We start from the raw sequence: 20,156 nt of genomic DNA on the forward strand, positions 1-20,156 counted from the left end.
GAAAACGGACGGAGACGGACAGAGATCGATGAGTCGACCCGTATTCGTCGTCGACGGCGCGACTACTCCACGTAGTCGATGTCTTCCATCTCGGGCGTTTCTCCTTCTCCCTCGGCCGATTCGCCGTTGCGGCCGTAGATCTGCGGCGACTCGACGCCGGTCACCACGATCATGGTCCGCATCTCGCCTTCCAGCTCCTCGTCAACGGAGGTTCCCCAGATGATCCGGGCGTCGGGGTCGATCCGGTCGTAGATCTCCTCGACGACGCCCTCTGCCTCTTCGATGGACATGTCGGTCCCGCCGGTGACGTTGACCAGCGCGGAGTTCGCGCTGGAGATGTCGACATCGAGCAGGGGCGAGCGGAGCGCCGATTTCACCGAGTCCTGCGCCTTCGAGTCGGAGTCGGACTCGCCGAGCCCGATCATCGCGACGCCGCCCTTCTCCATGACGGTGCGAACGTCGGCGAAGTCGAGGTTGACGAGTCCGGGCATCGTAATGAGCTCCGTGATACCTTTCACCGAGCGCATTAGGACCTCGTCGGACACCTTGAACGCCTGCCGAACGGGGAGCTTCCCGACCGAGTCGAGCAGGCGATCGTTGGGGACGACGATGACGGTGTCGCTCACGTCGCGGAGCCGTTCGAGGCCGGCCTCGGCGTTCGTTCGTCGGACCTCGCCCTCGGCAGTGAAGGGGGTCGTGACGATGGCGATGGTCAGGGCGCCCGACTCGCGGGCGGCCTTCGCGACGACCGGGGCGGACCCGGTCCCCGTGCCGCCGCCGAGCCCGGCGGTGACGAACACCATGTCGGAGCCGTCGATGGCGTCCTGGATCTCCTCTTGGGACTCGATGGCGGCCTCCTCACCGACCTGCGGGAGGGAGCCGGCGCCGCGACCTTGCGTCTTCTGCTGGCCCATAAGGATCTTCGTGTCGGCTTCGATGTTGACGAGGTGCTGAACGTCGGTGTTGGCCGCGACCAGCTTCGCCCCGTGGATCCCCTCCTCGGTCATCCGGTTGACCGTGTTGCCGCCGGCGCCTCCGCAGCCGACGACGGTGATGTTCGTCTGGAGGTCCTGGAGGACGTCCTGCAGCTCGTCGTCGGTCATCGTTCCGGTCTGAGGCGGGGCTCCGGCGGTTGCGCCGTTCTCGCCGGCGCCGGCCTCCCCGGAGTCATCTACCGGGGATTCCTCGGCTTCGTCGATGGCGTCCTCTACAATAGAGTCCATTATATGGTGTGGTTGCGAGCCGGACGTATTTATTTTTGCCCGATCGTCTGACGCGAGTCAGACGGCGGGAGACGGTCTTGAGAGCCGTCGAAACCGGCGTGTCAGCGATCGCTCGCGAGGGCGCTCTCGAGGGCGCTCTCGATCCGCCGACCGCGCTCGAACAGGGCGGTCACTCAGAGGGTTCGGTAGGGGGCTCGGCGGCGGAGTCAGTGGGGGAGTCGATCGGGAATCGGTTTGTCCGCTCTCGCGACACGTCCGCCGGCGCGATCGTTTCGCCGTCGACTTCGACCGACTCCCCGCTCGCGAGCCGCCCGAACGCCGGCCCCTCCGGGACCCCACGCTTGGCGGCGAGCTCGGGATCGAACGCGGTCTCGCGCGCTATCACGGCGCCGTCGGTAATGTCGACCGTGTCGTACCCGCGCTCCAACACGCCCGCGAGGTCTGCGACGAGGTCGTCGTATCCGGGCGACACCTCGTCGTCAGCGAACGCGACCGACCCGGCCGCTCGCGTTCCGGCCTGCTCGGTGTCGAAGGCGACCGCGTTCGTCTCCACGGCCACGCGGGCCGCGTCCGCGTCCACGCCCTGTGCCCGCGAGAGCAGGTCTTCCGGGAGGCCCCTGACGCGGATCGCGTCGGGTGACGCGGGGACGACCTCACCGAACCGGAGCCCCTCGTCGATCGTCGCGAGGTCGGACTCCAGCCGCTCGACCAGCGGCAAGGGGCGATCGCCGACCGCACGCACCCACGTCTCGCTCACGACACGGTGGCCGAGCGCCTCGACCGTCGCTTCGAGATCGGGCTTTTCACCCTCGATAACCGCCACATTCGCCTTGCTCCGCGCGAACGCCTGCTCGATCACGTCTCGGTTCGCGTCGGGCGCGCCAAGTTCTCCGAGCGCCCAGTCGGCGCCGACGTGTCCCACCGCCCACTCGGTCTCGCGGACAATTCGGGTGAACCGCGGGGCGTAGTGGCCGCCGCCAAAGCCGACGACGTGGCGGGGGTGGGGGTCGTCGTCGATCTCGTCAGTCGTTTCCCCTGCGTCAGTGACCAGATCCGCGTCGGTCCCGCGCAGGTCGAGCACCGCCCGCGCGACCGCCCGGGCCGCATCCGCGTCGGTCCACTGCGGCTCGTCGGAGCCGAGTTCGACGAACAGCGACGGGACGGACGTGTCCGTCGGGCCGTGGTGAGTGCACTCGATCCCCACGTCGTACCCCTCGGGAGCGTGCGCCGCCAGCGCCTCGACGACGCGCTTCTCGGCTCCCGGCGCCGCCCGAGCCAGCGTGTCCGGCTCGCCCCCGTATGGCGCAGGGCCGAAGTTCCCGGTGACGTGAGCCGTTAGTAGCTCTCCCGTCTCGCCGGAATGGCGGGAGACGAACGCGAGGAACTCGGGGGTCTCGTCGGTGTCGTCGCTTGCCGCGTCGTTCGTCTCGTCACCTGCCCCACCACCGAACGCGGCCGCGGGATCGTCCAGGTAGATGTGGAGGTCGTCGAACTCCCGCAGCTCGAACCCGTCGGTCCGGTAGTACGTTCCGCCGCCGTCGGCGTCGGGACGACTCGGGTCGTCGCGGCGCTCCCAGTCGCCGAGGTCGAGCAGGTGCTCGCCGATGTGTTCCGAGGCGCTGTCGGCCCGGCTGACGACGATCGCTATCACGCCTGTTGGTCAGGGTCGGGCAGCCGAATAGCCGTCGATACGATGTCGATGGAGCGGTGACGAACTTATTTGAATGCCCGGTCGATCGCTTATAAGTGAACGACGCTGATTCGGCGACGAACACCTCCAAAGCCCCAGCCGTCGAGGAGGCCGCACACTCGTTGCGCGCTTCAGTCGCTCACTCCGTTCGCTCCTTCCAGTGCTTACGTCGCCTGCGGCCTCCTCGACGGCTGCCCCTTTGAATCCCACCCCGCACAGCACTGCAACCGCACCTCACGCCTCCCCAGCCTCGCCGGCGCGGCGCTCAAAAGCGCCGCGCCGACTCCCTCGCACGCGCTCCTCGCGAGCCGATGGCCCGCTCGGAGGCGCGCGCCACCGCACATCGCTTATTTTCCATTTATAAATATCGTCGTCGTCGACCACCGATCCAGTGCGCCCGCCGCAGACTCACGGCAGCAGCAGGTAGACGAACAGGACGTAGCCGACGACGAGAACGCTGCCGTCAACTCGCGAGATGCGGTCGCCGCGGTACATCAGCCCGACCAGCAGAGCGGTAAAGGCGAGTAGCGCGGGGAACTCGAAGCCGCGCACGCTGGGGGCCACGCTGATCGGCGTGACCACCGCGACGATGCCGATGACCGCGAGGATGTTGTAGATGTTCGAGCCGACGACGTTGCCCACGCTGAACTCCGCCTCACCGCGGATTGCCGCGATGACGCTGGCGGCCAGTTCCGGCAGCGAGGTCCCCAGCGCCAGCACCGTGAGCCCGATGAAGATGTCGGAGAAGCCGGCGGCCGACAGCAGCGACTGCCCCCCATCGACCAGCCAACTGGAGCCGACGACGAGGGCGACGATACCCCCGACGACGGCGGCAGCGTCTCGGACCCGCGCTTCCGGCATTTCCGCGCGCTCGGCGGCAGAGATCCCAGACTGGGTCTGCTGGACCCGTCGCAGGACGACGGCGGTGAACGCGACGAGGACAGCGAGCAGGAGGACACCGTCGACGGCGCCGATCTGGCCGTCCCACCCGAGGCCGACAAGAAGCAACGCCGCGAGCACCATGAACGGGATGTGACGTTCGAAAACCGTCTGAGAGATGTTGAGCGGGCGGATCAGCGCGGAGACCCCCAACACGAGTCCGATATTCGCGATGTTCGAACCGACGATCGCGCCCAGTCCGGTGTCGGTCGACACCGTGACCGCACCGAGGAGCGAGACGAACAGTTCGGGGGCTGTCGTCGCGAACGCGACGACGGTGACCCCGACCGTCGATGCCTTCAGCCCGACCGCGAGCGCGAGGTCGCTGGCGCCTTTGACGAGCAGTTCGGCGCCGGCGTACAGGAGGGCGGCGCCACCGGCGAGCAGTAGGAGTTCCGTGAGCGGCGACCCGAGTAGCACGGCTCCGAGTTGTCGTCGGCGTTTTAAAAAGCGTCGTGATTCCGGAGCGTCGGTGGTCTGTCGAGTGAGTCGATTTAGGGCGGTGCCGCGGACGTGCGCGGCCTCAGGCGTGCGTCGCCCGGAACTCGCCGTGTTTCATCCCGGTGACGAACGCGATGGCACCGAAGACGACCATCGAGGGAAGGACCATCATCAGCGTCGTGGAAAGCGCCATCGGTGTCCCGAAGGCGACTCCGGCGGTTCCGAGGGCGACGATGAGCGCGACGATGCCGGCCGCACGCGGGAGGTCGAACTCCATGGCCGCGGTATGGTTCGCGAACCCCTAAGCGTTCGGCCCGCGGAAGCGCTGTCTCCGACACGCCGGCGGCTCTTCTTCTCTCCTCCTGCCGACGCGGCGCTACGCCTCGATGATCTCGCCGCTGTCGTCGTCCGCAGGCACTCGCAGCTCGCCGTCCATCGAGACGACCGCCTCGCCACCGACGCGCACCACGTCGCCCGCGACTCGGACGCGGACGTGTCCCGGTCGGTCAAGGAAGTGACCCTGCTCGAAGCGCAGTTCGTCGGGGAAGTCGCCGTCGAACGCGCCCACCTCGCGGAGGTAGGCCCCGACCGCGCCGCTCGCGGTCCCCGTCACGGGGTCCTCAGGCACCCCGATCGCCGGGGCGAACGCTCGGCCATGAAGCGTCGACTCGGCGTCGAGCGCGTCGAACGTGAACGCGTACACGCCGGCCACGTCGTGTGCCTCTGTGATTGCCTCGATCGCCGCCATGTCCGGTTCAGCCTCACCGAGCCGTTCGAGGAAGTTCACGGGGACAACGAGCCACGGGAGCCCCGTCGAGGCGACCGCGACCGGGAGGTCCGCGCCCACGTCGCGCAGGGCGGCCGGGTCGATCCCCAGCGCGTCGCCAAGTCGGTCCGCGTCGAGGCCGCCTCCGCTGTCCCCGTCGCTGCCGCTGTCCGGTTCGATCACGTCGACCGTCGGCGGGTTCTGACGCATCCAGACGGTTCCGTCGTCGTCGATCGTGATTTCGAGATCGCCGACGTTGGTCCGGAGGGTGCGGTCGCCGGCGTCGATCGCGCCCTCGGCGAACAAGGCGCCGTAAGTCGCGATCGTGGCGTGGCCACACAGATCGACCTCGGTTGAGGGAGTGAAATACCGGAGCCGCTCGTCGGCGCCCTCGCCGGCGTCAAGCAGGAATGCGGTCTCAGAGGCACCCAACTCCGCAGCGATTCGTCCCATCCGGTCCTCGCTCAGTTCCCCGACGTCCGGAACGACGCCGGCGACGTTCCCGGCCAGCGGCTCGTCCGCGAACGCGTCGACGAGAAGCGTGCGTCGCGTCTCCATGGGTCACCCTGACGGTCCGTCTTCAAAAGGGTCCCGAGGGAGCAAGAGACGGCGGTCGGTGGGAGGATGTCGGTGGGAGGGTGTCAGTGGGAAGGTGTCGGCCAACCGAGACCGAGACGTACGGAAAGCGATGTGAACTCTTTTGCCCTCCACGACGGATGTACCCCTATGGGCCTCTTCGACCGGCTGCGAGGGAACGACACGCCTCGCGTGGCGTTCATCGGGATCGACGGGCTCCCCCACCGCCTCGTCGCCGACAACCCGGACACGTTTCCGACGCTGTCGACGATCGCCGACAAGGGCGACGGGGGACCGATCGACAGCGTTGTGCCGCCCGAGTCGAGCGCGTGCTGGCCGGCGCTCACAAGTGGTGTGAACCCCGGCGAGACCGGTGTGTACGGCTTTCAGGACCGAGAGGTCGGCTCGTACGACACCTACGTCCCGATGGGCCGCGACGTGCAGGCGACGCGAGTGTGGGACCGAGTGACCGAGGCGGGCCTCAACGCGACGGTGATGAACGTCCCCGTCACGTTCCCGCCGCAGCGAACGGTCCAGCGCATGGTCTCCGGCTACCTCTCGCCCGACGTGGACAAGGCCGCTCACCCGGAGGAGCTCCGGAAGTACCTCACCGAGAGCGACTACAGGCTGTCGGTCAACGCGAAGCTCGGCCACCGGAAGGACAAAGCAGAGTTCATCGAGCAGGCCCGCCAGACGCTCGACGCCCGCGCGGAGGCGTTCTCCCGCTACGTCGAGATGGACGACTGGGACCTGTTCGTCGGCGTGTTCTCCACCCCGGACCGGATCAACCACTTCCTGTGGGGCGACTACGAGGACGGCGGCCCGTATCGCGAGGACATGCTCGCGTTCTACGCCGCCCTCGACGAACACATCGGGAACATCCGGAAAGCGCTCCCGAACGACGTTCGGCTCGTCGTCGGCTCCACGCACGGGTTTGCGCGACTCCGATACGACGTGTACTGCAACGAGTGGCTCGAACGCGAGGGGTGGCTCTCGTACGAAGGCGGCGACGACCACGGATCGCTGTCCGACATCGCCGGCGACGCCCGCGCGTACTCGCTGGTCCCCGGACGCTTCTACCTCAACGTGGAGGGCCGCGAGCCCGACGGCGTCGTCCCCGAGTCGGAGTACGAGGCGGTCCGCGAGGAGCTCCGGGCCGAGCTCGAAGCGTGGGAAGGGCCGAACGGGAACCCCGTCGCGAAACGGGTCGTCGAACGCGAGACGGTGTTCCGCGGCGACCACGACGCTATCGCCCCCGACCTCGTGGTGATCCCGCACGAAGGGTTCGACCTCAAGTCGGGATTCCGCCCCCACGATGCGGTGTTCGATCCCGACGGCCCCCGAACCGGCATGCACACGTTCGAGGACGCCGCCCTGTTCATCGATCACCCCGATGCAAAGGTCGAAGACGCGGACTTACTCGACGTTGCTCCGACCCTCCTGCGCCTGCTCGACGTCGACTACGGCCGGACCGACCTCGACGGCGCGAGTCTCATCTGAGGAGACGTCGAGATGGAACGCACGCCAGACGGAACTCCGGTCGGCGTCGACGACCCGTATGCGGTCGCCGGCGTCTGTGACCACCTCACCGACGACGGTCGCTGTCGGTTCGCGCTGACGCGGGCGGGTGACGACCCCGAGTTCGCAGCCGAACGACGCCGAGACGGGTACGCCTGTCACGTCGGCGCGGACGACGCGTGGCGCGCGTGTCCGCATTACCGGTCGACGACCGACGAGCGAGAGTGTTACCGGTGCGGGCTGACGGAAATCCGACTGGCTCACGCCGACGCCCGGCCGCTGGTGGAGGAACACCACCTATCGTACGGCGACACCGCTTCTGTCGACAATTCTTCCCCATCCGACGATCCCGACCCCGACACTTCCAATCCCGACGGCGACGCCGGGCCCCACGAGATCACCGTCGCGCTGTGTCGCTGGTGTCACACGAAGGTCCACAAGTCGTTCGCCCGGATCGACGACGACGCCAGTCCCGATCCCGAGGCGATCGCGGCACGAGAGAGTCGACGGAGCAAAGAACAGTTGGAATCCGCATTCGAGACCGCGAGCGAGCGGTTCGATCCGGAAGGGTAGCGGGACGGAGAAGGACAGCGCAGTAGCGGAGGGTAGATACTACCCGGCGTGTCAGCCGTCGGGTTTCGGACGGATCAGGTTCGCCAGCGCGACCAGCACACCAAGGAACCAGCCGAGCGGAACGGAGATGCCGACCCACATCAGCACGTACCCGAGGCCGGTGACGCCCCACTGCTGCCCGAACGTGTTCAGGTCGAACGCGCCACGGAGCGTCTCGTTGATCCCGCCGACGGCGAGGAACGTATCGAGGATCCAGCGCGCGAGCTCGTAGCTCGGATCGAGGATCACGTCCGAGATGGAGGGAGTCAGCAACGCGGCGACGACCGGAGGTAAGAAGATCGCCGTCATCGCGAACGGGTACGCGAGGAGGACGCTGACGAACCGACCGCCGACCTTCGAGAATCCTGCGGCCAGTCCGGCAGCGACGACGGCAACGACGCTGGCGCCGCCGATTCCGAGCATCACCTCGGTCGGCAGTTGGAAGTGCGCGAGGAGAGTTAACGAGCCCCACACGACCGTCGCGACGATCACCGCGCCGAGCACACCGAACCGCGCGACTGCGGAGTCGAGCTTCGCCGCGTAGTATCGGGTTGCGAACCCAACGAGCAGGAGCGGATACGCCACCGCCACGAGCGGCGCCCCGAAAATTGCCCAGAGGTAGTACCCGACCGTCTGGACGGAGCTTTCCGGTTTCCACTTCCCTAATACCGCACTCGGATCGAGCTGTCTGGGGAAGACGACCTCCATCCACGTCTCGTGGAGACGAACGACATCAAGGAGGAGCGCTTCCACCAGCCCGATTTGTCCTCGGCGTTCCATTTGGCTCACCTCTCACACGACACACCGTGAACTTTGTGCCTTCGATCGGACCACCGGATTCGGCGTGAATGCCTCGTCAGCTGAATCCGCTTGTTCCGGCTGAGCGCCCCCGAATTGCGAGATTATCAGTTTGGCATATCTACGGCGATACGCTTAACCGTTCCAGTGGGAGAATCCATCAGTATGCACAGACGCGGACTGCTCGCGGCCATCGCCGCATCGACATCCGTCGCGGTCGCCGGGTGCGCCGGCGGCGAGAACGGCAGCTACGAGTTCGACGCCGAACCGGCCAGCGTTCCGTCCTCAGCCGCGTCCGAGGCGGGGTACGAGGGAGAGGAACCGAAGCCGTTCACCATCGAACAGGAGTTCGACGTGGCCGGCGTGAACGCGCAGGTGTCCGCGACCACGTGGGCCGCCGGGTACGAGAACTCCGAGAACGGGTCAGCGCTGTTCGTGGCGAGCACGCCGAACGCGTCGGTGGGCGGGCAGTCGGTCAACCCGCTCGTCCGCGCGGACGACGCCGAGCTGATCCGACGGCTGTTAGAGCAGGTGGATCAGCGCGGGATCGGCGGTGAAGGCACCGACATCGAGGCGAGCAATATCGAAAATCGGGGGTCAGAGACCCGAACTATCCTCGGTGAGGAGGTGGAGATCTCGATCCTCGAAACGACCATCGACGCAGAGGTCGACGGCGGTGGCGGAGAGAGCGGCACGGTCGAGGACGTTCCGGTGTACCTGTACGTCGGGACGGTCCAACACGGGGAGGACGTGATCGCACTCGTCGGCGTCCACCCCACCGCCGTCGACGCCTCCGAGTCGCTGCTCTCCCTGATGGAACAGGTCGAACACTAACCGCTCGTTCACTCTCCGCTTTAAACCAGAATTTCGCCCCGTATAGGCTGTGGTACGTCCGATAAGTAGCGATCAAAATCGTCCGACTGCACCGTCTTTGACAGTGACATTTCCGTAGACGGAAGCTTCGCAGTCCGCAACCAATTTATAAGTAAATGATCCGAATACGACCACCTCGCGTTGTGAGACTGCGGTACGGACTCGTGGCGTCACGATCGACGGCCTGAGAGTCCGATAGCCGCTGCTCTAACAGCCGTGGACACGATATGGCTCGGAGAACAACGATCCGGTGTGCGGCGATCTGTAGTCTCGCTCTTTCATTCTGTGTTTTGTCCGTTATTGGAGTTGGAATTGGGGTAATCCCCGCGAATGGGGCAGTTTGGAGTATAGATGAGGCTGATAATATTGACATAGGATATAATGAAAATCAAACAATTAGCGGAATTAAAACACGAAATGGAGATAAGGATATCAAAATCCGAGTGGGAGATCTTGTTACTAGGGGAGCTGAGTTTGACGGATCAAATTCGTCATATACGGTAGCTGATCGAACAGATGTGGCCAATTCAGATGTATATGTAAAAAACCGGAATAAAAAGAACGCAACGATTGTTGTTAATAAATCTATACCAGATGGATCTGAGTTTGATATAAAAATATCAAATATGAGTACAAAATACATGAGCGTATACAATGAAAATTTGTCAGACACAGATACAGACATCGAATATGTCATAGAGCAAGGGTACTCTGAAAGATATGTACAGTTTAGTATACACTCGTCTGCTGAAGTTGATTTCCAAAATGATACGTATAATAGCAAGACAGAGAAAGTTCATCTTGAAAAACTAGAATTGATAAATAACTCAAATTATGTAGTTATCTGGGAGAGATCTAAGGAAGGAAAGTTAGTTCGACAGATTGGGAGTTCACAAGGAAGTAAAAAAGAAATCAACGTTACTAGTGAGAATATAAGTGGCGAAGCAGAACTTGCAGGAACAATACATCCGGGAAAAACAGAGCCGAATACAAACGTTATATATGCAGCAGATAATCGATCTGTTCAATTCCCAGTACCGATAACAGTAGTTAAAAAACCGATACATTACTTTGACAATTCTTTAAATAAGAGTAACACCACTTCAGTTCTGTCAATAGTATTTAATACGGAAATAAGTTCAAAAGAAGGAAAAATATCTATAGAATTCTTTGATCAGTCTCGATCAACGATCAATATTAGTGAAGATAGTGAGAAGTACAGGATCGATGGAAATCGTGTTGATATTTCACTCAACGGCACGTATACTGAGTCTGGTAATCAATTTCCGTATATAACGGAAATTTCAGCTGATGATCTCGAATCAAAACACTACGAGAGTACTTATTCTAAAACAAAATACTCTCCTCGTCGAATCGCTCACACTATTGAAAATAAAACAAACATTACCGCGACTCAAGGTACGTATATTGGGTTGAATTCTAGTACCTCTGCTACAATATCACTATCCTTGGAAGGACAAGATATACAACAGAATCACAGCTATGAACATGGAAATCTCAGTATTATCAACACTAGTGTGCTTTCAGAAGAGGAGTATGTAATTCAATCAGAAACAAATATTAACCAAACACAACTTACTCTTGTCAATACTCCTTTCTCACCAAATGTACCAACTACATCTGTTGAAAATGGGATAGTTGCCGAATTTGAATCCACTCGATCTACTCGGTATATCGCTGCTAATATTCGAGGAAATTCAAAAGTAAATCGAACTACATTCATCATTAATAGATCCAGAACAAATGGTAAACTAGTGAATATCTCGGAAAGTGGGGACTACAATATAACTTTTATAAATGTCAATACTGGTAACACAGCCAATAAATCTGTAACTGTTCTAAAAAAGAAAGATCTTGAATCAAATTTCCCGATGTCGGCTGAATCTGTTCCTTCAGGTCAGATACTCCCTATCGATATCTCATCTACGTATAATACTTCTCTCGTTCACATTGATAACACAAGTACCAACACCACAGTAGCCACCATCAACCTCGAAACACCGGAAGAGGGCCAGACAACACTCGGGTTCAACACGTATGCGGCGGCAAACGGGTCTCTCAACGAGAGCGTCAGCGTGACGGGGTCGGGAGCGTCGATCGAGTCGGTCACCACACCGGGAGCAAACGGGACGCTCCCGCCGGGTACCTACGAGATCGCGGTTCGCTCGGAGCACGGTATCGCCGAGACAAGCGATAACGCGACTGTGACGCTCGCGCGACGCTCGACGAACGGGCTCACCACCTACGCCGGGACAGGGGTGACTCGGTCCGATCTCGGGAGCGCAGCGGCGGTGCGAGACGCCATCGAGGGCGACACGCTCTCGCAGTCGGAACGGGTCGGAACGAACGACACCGTGGTCTACGCGGTGAACGCGTCTGGGCTCGCTGGGCTGCCCGCGGCGCGGAACGCCACGGTCGAAACGGGTAACGATCTCGACCGGCTCGACGGGTTCGAGTTCGGCGTTCGATCGGCAGGAGGCGACGACGGACTGACCACGAGCGACACGCTCGGTGAGACACCGCGCAACTCGACCGTCCACGTCGACGAGACTGGACTCTACGTGATCGCCGACGGCACCGACGCGCTCCCGACCAACAGGGAATCGGAGCCCGGCGAGGAGTTCATCGCCGAGTTCCGAGTCATCGACGACCGCCTCCGCGAGGCCGCGTCGGATCCGCCGGATGGTCATCGCGTGACCTCGACAGTGACGTTCGCCGACACCGACCGAGGCAGTTTGCCGGGCGGTGACCGCGAACGGATCGCTTCCGGAGGTCCCGTCGCTGGGGGCGGAAACGGGAACGGCGGCGGAAGCACCGGAACGGGTGGCTCCGCGGGAGGTACGGCTCCGACCGGCGCCAGCGGAGGCGGCGGCCCGGAGGGACCGAACGCGGGTAGCGCGGCGGGAACCGCTGGGAACGACGATCAGATCGCTCCCGCTCGGGGAGTCGGGTTCGGGGTTCGGCCGAACGCCGAGCGTCGGACCCCGCTTTTGGACGGGCCGATCGCCGTGTCAGCGCCGACAAAGATCGGGGAGACCGGGGCGACTGGAGAGGACGGAACGCCCGGCGACGGCGCGCCGTCGATCGACGACGAGACCGACGACGAGACCGACGACTCCGAATTTGGCGCGGGCGAGCCGGATCGAGCGACGCCGACCTACGAGAACGCGCCGATCCGAGCGACCGCCGAAGACGTTCCCGGGTTCGGTCCGCTTCAGTCGCTGGCGGCCCTCGCGGTGACACTTCTAGTCGCGATCCGAACACGGCGGACCCGCTAATGTGCGATCGATCGTGGATTCGCTACGGAGCTGGCGGTATCCTTTTGCTGGACCGCGTCCTTCGTGAGTGTATGAGCGCCACTATCACCCCACCACGGGAGCGTGAGTGTGAGCTGTGCGGCCGCGAGGAGCGCTGGGACGACGACGCCGACGGGTGGCGGATCGAGGACGAGCCCGGGGATGTCTACTGCATCCACGAGTGGGACATCAACGGATCGTTCACCCCGCTGATCGAGTGACCGTAATTCGGGACTGGGACTGCCGCTCTTGGCACTCTGCCTTCTCGTTCTCATCCCCAACTCTCTTTTCCTGATTTGACGATCGCTAAGTTACGCTCCGGATTTAACCACTTACGTCTCGGACGATTCCGCTGACGATCGGATTGTTTACTCGAAGATGGGTATCTTCTGATCGAACAGCGATTACGCTATTGGAACACACCCCTGATGAATAATTACCTTATATTCCCTAATGTGTGTACGATGGATCCTACCCCTATCAGGGTCATACCTTTAAGTGACCGATCCAGAGTGTGTGGCATGACCGAGCCACGTAGTAACACCCGGGAGGTATCGGAGCGGGATCTCTCGGGCCACGGTGGGGGGCTTGCGGCAGTAACGGACGAGCGTTCGAACTGCGGGATCGGCGGAATCGTTGATCTCGACGGCGATCCGAGCCACGGAACGGTGGCCGACGCCGTCGAACTGCTCGAGAACCTCGAACACCGCGGTACGACGGGCGCCGAGGAGAACACGGGCGACGGCGCCGGCATCATGGTCGCGCGCCCCGACGACTTCTTCCGCGAGGTCGTCGACGCCGATCTGCCCGAGGTGTACGCCGTCGGCTCCGTGTTCATGCCGACCGAACCGAGCGTGCAGGCCGAGATCCACGACGTTATCGCGGAGGTGTTCTCCGTGTACGGACTGGAGGTCTTGGAGTGGCGCTCTGTCCCGACGGACAACGCGGATCTGGGCGCGACCGCGCTCGACTCCGAACCGGAGGTCGCCCAGCTGTTCGTCGCGCCCGTCGAGGGCGCCGGCCTCGCAGAGCGGTTCACCAGCGAGGAGACGCGCCCCGACGACGCCGACCCGGAGATCCTCGGCTTCGATCGCGCGCTGTACGCCGCGCGCCGCGAGATCGAGAACGCGGTGTCCGACATCGACGGCGCCGGCCGGTTTTACGTCTGCTCGCTCGACCGCCAGCGCGTCGTGTACAAGGGCCTCCTCAAGGGCTCGCAGCTCGCCGGCTACTATCCGGACCTGACCGACGAGCGCTTCGCGAGCCACGTCGCCTTGGTCCACGCGCGCTTCTCGACGAACACGCTCGGCGCGTGGCACCTCGCGCACCCGTACCGCAACATCGTCCACAACGGCGAGTTCAACACGATCCGCGGGAACGTCAACTGGATGCGCGCCCGCGAGAACGACCTCGATCACCCGGCGTTCGGTGCGGAACTCGACACGATCAAGCCGGTGATCGACGATCCCAACCAATCGGACACCGCGAGCGTCGACAACGCGGTCGAGCTCCTCTTGCAGGCCGGCCGCGACCTCCCGCACACCCTCCGGATGCTGATCCCGGAGGCGTTCCGCGACGACGACCTGATGGAGCAGGCTCGCGCAGATTTCTACGACTACCACGCCTCGCTCGTCGAGCCGTGGGACGGCCCCGCGCTCGTCATCGGCTTCGACGGCGACCGCGTCGCCGGCGTCCTCGACCGCAACGGGCTCCGCCCGTGCCGGTACGAGGTAACCGAGGACAATCGACTCGTGGTCGGCAGCGAGGTCGGCGCGCTCCCGACCGAGCCAGCGGACGTGCGGCGCCGCGGCCGGCTCCAGCCGGGTGAGATCTTCGTCGCCGACCCCGAGCAGGGGCGGATCGTCCCCGACGACGAGGTGTTCGACGACCTCACCGACGAGAAGTACGGCGAGTGGGTCGCCGAGCGGCAGGTCGCCCTCGACGAGATCGTCGAAGAGGACGATGTCGCCGCCGGGGTCGAGTCAGAATCCGACGATAGCGACGACACCGGCGAAGACGGCGACGCCGAGCCCACCGTGCGAGCCCACCAAGCCGCGTTCGGCTACACCACCGACTCGCTGGACCATCTCGTCGAACCGATGGCGAGAGACGGAAAGGACCCGGTCGGTTCGATGGGCGACGACACCCCGCTGTCGGTGCTCGCCGATGTCGACCGCCCGCTGTTCACCTACTTCAAACAGCTGTTCGCGCAGGTGTCGAACCCGCCGATCGACTATATCCGCGAGGAGCTCGTCACCTCGCTGGAGACCCGGATCGGCAACCAGCGCAACCTGCTGGACGAGACGCCCGAACACGCCGAGCAGATCGTCTCCGACACCCCCGTGCTCACCGACGCGGAGACGGCCGCGCTGCGCGAACTCCCTGGCCCGGGCGAACGCGAGCCGGCCGACAGAAAGGGCGACGAGCCGGACGCGTCGTCGTTCACCTCGGTAGTCGTCGACGTGACGTACGACCGCGACGGGTCGCTGGTCGACGCGGTGAATCGAATCCGTGAGGACGCCGCGACCGCAATCGAGGACGGCGCCGACGCCGTGGTCCTCTCGGACCGGGCGGTCGGGACGGACCGACTCGCGGTGCCGAGCCTGCTCGCGACCGGCGCGGCTCACCACCACCTCGTCCGCAACGGGCTGCGGAACCGCGCGGGGCTCGTCGTCGAGTCCGGCGAGCCGCACGAGGTCCACCACCTCGCGACGCTAGTCGGGTACGGCGCGGACGCGGTCGACCCGTACCTCGCGTACGCCTCCATCGCCGACGTTGTCGCCGGCCCCGACGGCGCTGACGAGGACGAGGCGCTGGCCGCCTACCGGCACGCGCTGGAGGACGGCCTCCTCAAGACGATGGCGAAGATGGGCATCTCGACGATGGAGTCGTACCAGGGCGCGCAGATCTTCGAGGCCGTCGGGCTCTCGTCGTCGTTCGTCGCCGAGTACTTCGAGGGCACCGAGATCCGCACCGAGGGGATCGGTATCGGAGAGATCGAAGACGACCTCCGGACGCGCCACGCGATGGCGTTCGGCGCCGACCCCGAACTGGAGACCACCGGCGAGTACGAACACCGCTCGTCGGGGATCAAACACGGCTGGAACCCGCAGACGGTCGGGACGCTCCAGCAGGCGGTCCGGGGCGGCGACTACGAGCAGTACCAAGAGTTCGCGGAGTTGGTCAACGACGAGTCCGAGAAGCTACAGACCCTGCGCGGACTCTTGGAGTTCGAGTCCGACCGTGACGCCGTCCCGGTCGAGGAGGTCGAACCGGTCGAGTCGATCGTCGAGCGCTTCTCGACGGCCGCGATGAGCCTCGGAAGCATCTCGCCCGAAGCCCACGAGAACAACGCGATCGCGATGAACCGGCTCGGCGCGAAGTCGAACACGGGCGAGGGCGGCGAGCCTCCGGAGCGATTCGGCACCGAAAAGGAGTGTAACGTCAAGCAGGTCGCGTCCGGCCGGTTCGGCGTCACCTCCGAGTACCTCGCGAGCGCAGACGAGCTGCAGATCAAGATGGCACAGGGGTCGAAGCCCGGCGAGGGCGGCCACCTCCCCGGCAAGAAGGTCAACGAGATGATCGCGCACGTCCGGTGTTCCACTCCCGGTGTCGGGCTCATCTCGCCGCCGCCACAACACGACATCTACTCGATCGAGGACCTCAAGCAGCTCATCTTCGATCTGAAGGCTGCGAGTCCCGACGCCGATGTCAACGTGAAGCTGGTCTCCGAGGCCGGAATCGGTACCATCGCGGCCGGCGTCGCGAAGGCGAACGCCGACGTGGTGCACGTCTCCGGCCACGACGGCGGGACCGGTGCCTCACCGAAGACATCGATCAAGAACGCTGGGCTTCCGTGGGAGCTCGGGCTTGCGGAGGCGAACCAGATGCTCCGCGCGACCGGCCTCCGGGACCGCATCCGCGTGACGGCCGACGGCGGGCTCAAGACCGGGCGCGACGTGGCGGTCGCCGCCGCGCTCGGCGCCGAGGAGTACGTGTTCGGCACCGCGTCGCTCGTCACCGCCGGCTGCGTGATGGCGCGACAGTGCCACGAGAACACCTGTCCCGTCGGCGTCGCGACCCAGCGCGAGGACCTCCGCCAGCGCTTCCCCGGCCAGCCGGACCACGTCATCAACTACATGACGTTCATCGCGCAGGAGCTCCGCGAACTCATGGCCGACCTCGGGTACACCGAGGTCGAGGAGTTCATCGGCCGGCCCGAGCTCCTCTCGCAGCGCGAGACCGACCACGAGAAGGCCAAACACCTCGACCTGTCGGCGGTCATCGCCGAGCCCGCGGGCGACGCCCGCACGAAGACCCGCGAGCAGGACGACGCCGACATCGACGACCTGCTCGACTGGGATCTCATCGAGGAGGCGAGCCCGGCCATCGAGGACGGCGCGCCCGTCGCGCTCACCCGCGACGTGGAGAACGTCGACCGCGCAATCGGCGCAACCCTCTCGAACCGGATCGTCTCCGAACACGGCGGTGACGGGCTCCCGGACGACACCGTCACTTGTCGGTTCGACGGCTACGCGGGCCAGAGCTTCGGCGCGTTCCTCGCGCCGGGGATCACCATGGAGCTGTCCGGCGCAGCCAACGACTATGTCGGCAAAGGCCTCTCCGGCGGCCGGATCGTGATCAACACGCCCGAGGAAGCCGGCTACGACCCCGCCGAGAACGTCGTCGCCGGCAACGTCGGACTGTACGGCGCTACCGCGGGCGAGGTCTACGTCAACGGCGTCGCCGGCGAGCGGTTCGGCGTCCGCAACTCCGGCGTGAAGGCCGTCGTCGAGGGCGTGGGCGACCACGGCTGCGAGTACATGACCGGGGGCGCCGTCGCCGTGCTCGGCGACACCGGGCGAAACTTCGCGGCCGGGATGTCCGGCGGCGTCGCGTACGTGTACGACCCTGACGACCGGCTCGACGCCCGCGTGAACCGCGGAATGGTGTCGCTCTCGGAGACCCTCGATGAGTCCGACGAACGCATGCTCCGCCGGCTCGTCGAGAACCACCGCGCGTACACCGACAGCGACCGGGCGGCCGAGCTGCTCGACGACTGGGCGGCCGCGCTCGACGACTTCGTGCGCGTCTTCCCCGACGCCTACGCCGAGGTCATCGCCGAGGGCACGGGCGCCGACGTACGCGAGGAGCTGCCGGAACCCGCCGCCGCGGTTCCCGGCTCCGCGTCCGACGCGACCGAGCAGGCGTCGAGCGACGACTGATTCGGACTCGGCGGGGCTCGCTTTTTAAGCGCTTACCTGTTCTGGCCGTTTCAATCGTCGAGCGTCTCGCTCTCGACGGTCTCCCCTTCCATCGCCCGCTCGACCGCGCGGTCGACGTGGCGCTCGTGGGCGCGCTCGACGAACTCCTCCGGAAGCTCATCGATCTCGCCGGCCTGCACGCCCCAGAGCTTCGCGTAGAGGCCGTCAGCGTCGAGGAGATCGTCGTGAGTCCCGCGCTCGGCGACCCCGCCGTCCTCCAACACGAGCGTCAAGTCCGCGTCGGTCACGGTCGAGAGCCGATGCGCGATGACGAAGGTGGTGCGGTCGGCGGCGAGTTCGTCGAGCGAGCGCTGGATGAGCATCTCCGTCTCGGTGTCGACCGCGGAGATCGCCTCGTCGAGGATCAGGATCGCGGGATCCTGTAAGACGACCCGCGCGATGGCGACGCGCTGGCGCTGGCCGCCGGAGAGCTTCACGCCGCGCTCGCCGATCCGCGTGTCGTAGCCGTTCGGCAGCGAGTCGATAAACTCGTGCGCCTCGGCGGCCTTCGCGGCCTCGATCACGCGGTCGCGGACCTCGCTTTTCGCGTCAGCGCCTGCGCTTCTGCCCTCGGTGTCGACGCCCGTGAACCGCCCGTACCGGATGTTCTCGGCGATGGTGCCGTCGAACAGCGTGGTGTCCTGCGCCACGTAGCCCACGTTCGATCGGAGGCTCTCGACGGTGAGGTTCCGTACGTCGTGGCCGTCGACCCGGACCGCGCCTTCGGTCACGTCGTACAGCCGCAAGAGGAGTTTGAGGAGGGTCGACTTTCCAGCACCGGTCGGACCGACCAGCGCGACGGTGTCGCCGGGATTGGCCTCGAAGGAGACGTTCCGGATCACCTCCTCGTCAGCGTCCGCGGGGTCGACGAGAGCGTTCTCGGCGTAGGCGAACGAGACGTCGTCGTACTCGACGGCGCCGGCGACGCTGCTGCTTTTTCCCCCGAGATCGATCGCGTCCTCGCCGTCCGTGATTCGGATTGGGATGTCGCGGAGGCCGAAGACGCGCTCGCAGGAGGCCTTCGCGTTCTCGTACTGGTCGATGATGTTCGACACCTCCGCCAGCGGGGCGACGAACTGCTGGGTCAGGAGGACGAACGTGACGAACGTCCCCACCGTGAGCGTCGTCGAGAACGGGCCCGGCGGCCCGGCCGAGAGCCAGTACCCGCCGACCGCGAAGGTGGCGGCGAACGCGAGACCGGCGAACAGCTCCATCCCCGGCCGGTAGACGTAGTTGAGCCGGAGGATCGACATCGTGCGCTCGAAGTACTGCTGCGAGGCGGTCTCGACGCGGTCGCTCTCGTGGGCCTCGGTGTGGGAGGTCTTGACGAGTTCGACACCGGCGAGGGCGTTTTCGAGCGCCGTGTTGAGGTCGCCGACGACGGAGCGTTGGGCGACGTACCGCGGCTCGACCGCCCGCATGAACCACACCGTGAAGAGGATCATCAGGGGGATGACAGAGAGGGTGACCACTGCAAGCTCATGGTTGTAGTAGAAGAGGACGCCCGCGATGCCGACGAGCATCACGCCGAGGCGCGCGGAGTTCTGGAGCGCGTTATCCAGGAAGACCTCCAGGTTCGAGGCGTCGTTGTTGAGGACGCTCATCACCTCGCCGGTCTGTTTGTCGTCGAAGAAGGTCATGTCGAGCCGCTGCATCCGGTCGAAGGAGTCGGTCCGGACCGCGTGCATCACGCGGTGTGCGAAGTTGTTCGCGGCGATCCCGTAGATCCACGTGAAGACGCCGGTTATGAGGAACGACCCGACGATGAGCGCGACCGAGAGCCGGAACTGCGCGGGCCCCGCGGTCGGTAACCACGCGTCCGGAACGATCGGGAGGGTGTACGGGCCGGTTCCGGTGAAGACGGCGTCGATGGCGACACCGAGCACGACCGGCGGGACCAGCCCCGCGACGCGGGCGATCACATTCGCGGCCATCCCGATCGCGAGCCAGTGTGCTTCGAGAGCGCCGTACTCGCGGAACAGTCGCAGGAGGGGCCGATCGACCCGATCGCGGTACACTTCGAAGGCGTTGCGATCGTCGGCAGCCATGGGCGTACGAGCGCGGCGAGCCAAATGTATCCGACGGCTTCGGCGGGCCGTTCCGGGTCCCGATCGGGAGGACGATCGGAGTGTCGATGGC

Annotated in this window: 13 protein-coding genes; 6 read left to right on the forward strand and 7 right to left on the reverse strand. The window is 64.5% G+C overall.

What is annotated here, in order from left to right; translation table 11 throughout:
- Positions 1-62: 62 nt before the first annotated feature.
- The 5 genes from ftsZ to HLAC_RS04475 all read right to left on the reverse strand — a co-directional run bounded on the left by ftsZ (position 63) and on the right by HLAC_RS04475 (position 5,617).
- The gene (gene ftsZ / locus HLAC_RS04455; RefSeq protein WP_015909649.1) at positions 63-1,223 is read right to left on the reverse strand and encodes a cell division protein FtsZ; all 1,161 of its coding nucleotides are present in this window, start codon (positions 1,221-1,223) and stop codon (positions 63-65) included.
- A 169-nt stretch (positions 1,224-1,392) separates the two neighbouring features.
- Positions 1,393-2,874, reverse strand: a complete 1,482-nt coding sequence (locus tag HLAC_RS04460) for a D-aminoacyl-tRNA deacylase (RefSeq protein WP_015909650.1) — start codon at positions 2,872-2,874, stop codon at positions 1,393-1,395.
- A 447-nt stretch (positions 2,875-3,321) separates the two neighbouring features.
- The gene (locus HLAC_RS04465; RefSeq protein WP_015909651.1) at positions 3,322-4,272 is read right to left on the reverse strand and encodes a calcium/sodium antiporter; all 951 of its coding nucleotides are present in this window, start codon (positions 4,270-4,272) and stop codon (positions 3,322-3,324) included.
- Between the two features lie 103 nt (positions 4,273-4,375).
- Positions 4,376-4,570, reverse strand: a complete 195-nt coding sequence (locus tag HLAC_RS04470) for a DUF7333 family protein (RefSeq protein WP_015909652.1) — start codon at positions 4,568-4,570, stop codon at positions 4,376-4,378.
- Positions 4,571-4,669: 99 nt separating this feature from the next.
- Positions 4,670-5,617, reverse strand: a complete 948-nt coding sequence (locus HLAC_RS04475) for a PhzF family phenazine biosynthesis protein (protein WP_015909653.1) — start codon at positions 5,615-5,617, stop codon at positions 4,670-4,672.
- 168 nt (positions 5,618-5,785) lie between these two features.
- Here HLAC_RS04475 and HLAC_RS04480 point away from each other — a divergent pair, with 168 nt between their 5' ends.
- Together HLAC_RS04480 and HLAC_RS04485 are read left to right on the forward strand one after the other, a co-directional pair.
- Positions 5,786-7,135, forward strand: coding sequence for an alkaline phosphatase family protein (locus HLAC_RS04480; RefSeq protein WP_015909654.1), 1,350 nt, complete (start codon positions 5,786-5,788; stop codon positions 7,133-7,135).
- A gap of 12 nt (positions 7,136-7,147) precedes the next feature.
- Positions 7,148-7,726 carry a DUF7097 family protein gene (locus HLAC_RS04485; protein WP_015909655.1) on the forward strand — a complete coding sequence of 193 codons (579 nt, stop codon included), beginning with the start codon at positions 7,148-7,150 and terminating at the stop codon, positions 7,724-7,726.
- A 51-nt stretch (positions 7,727-7,777) separates the two neighbouring features.
- Here HLAC_RS04485 and HLAC_RS04490 read toward each other — a convergent pair whose 3' ends face one another.
- Positions 7,778-8,518, reverse strand: a complete 741-nt coding sequence (locus tag HLAC_RS04490) for a hypothetical protein (protein ID WP_049933251.1) — start codon at positions 8,516-8,518, stop codon at positions 7,778-7,780.
- Positions 8,519-8,728: 210 nt separating this feature from the next.
- Here HLAC_RS04490 and HLAC_RS04495 point away from each other — a divergent pair, with 210 nt between their 5' ends.
- From HLAC_RS04495 to gltB, 4 genes are all read left to right on the forward strand, one after another.
- On the forward strand, positions 8,729-9,397 hold the full coding sequence (locus tag HLAC_RS04495; protein WP_015909657.1) for a DUF6517 family protein: 669 nt from the start codon (positions 8,729-8,731) through the stop codon (positions 9,395-9,397).
- A gap of 2,135 nt (positions 9,398-11,532) precedes the next feature.
- On the forward strand, positions 11,533-12,735 hold the full coding sequence (locus HLAC_RS04500; RefSeq protein ID WP_141104741.1) for a hypothetical protein: 1,203 nt from the start codon (positions 11,533-11,535) through the stop codon (positions 12,733-12,735).
- A 71-nt stretch (positions 12,736-12,806) separates the two neighbouring features.
- The gene (locus tag HLAC_RS19205) at positions 12,807-12,974 is read left to right on the forward strand and encodes an HEWD family protein (protein WP_169304925.1); all 168 of its coding nucleotides are present in this window, start codon (positions 12,807-12,809) and stop codon (positions 12,972-12,974) included.
- Between the two features lie 300 nt (positions 12,975-13,274).
- Positions 13,275-17,978, forward strand: a complete 4,704-nt coding sequence (gene gltB, locus HLAC_RS04510) for a glutamate synthase large subunit (protein ID WP_015909660.1) — start codon at positions 13,275-13,277, stop codon at positions 17,976-17,978.
- Between the two features lie 50 nt (positions 17,979-18,028).
- On the opposite strand, the gene HLAC_RS04515 is transcribed toward gltB, so the two are convergent.
- Positions 18,029-20,065, reverse strand: coding sequence for an ABC transporter ATP-binding protein (locus HLAC_RS04515; protein WP_015909661.1), 2,037 nt, complete (start codon positions 20,063-20,065; stop codon positions 18,029-18,031).
- Positions 20,066-20,156: the final 91 nt, after the last annotated feature.

It is taken from the genome of Halorubrum lacusprofundi ATCC 49239 (assembly GCF_000022205.1).
Taxonomy (GTDB): domain Archaea; phylum Halobacteriota; class Halobacteria; order Halobacteriales; family Haloferacaceae; genus Halorubrum; species Halorubrum lacusprofundi.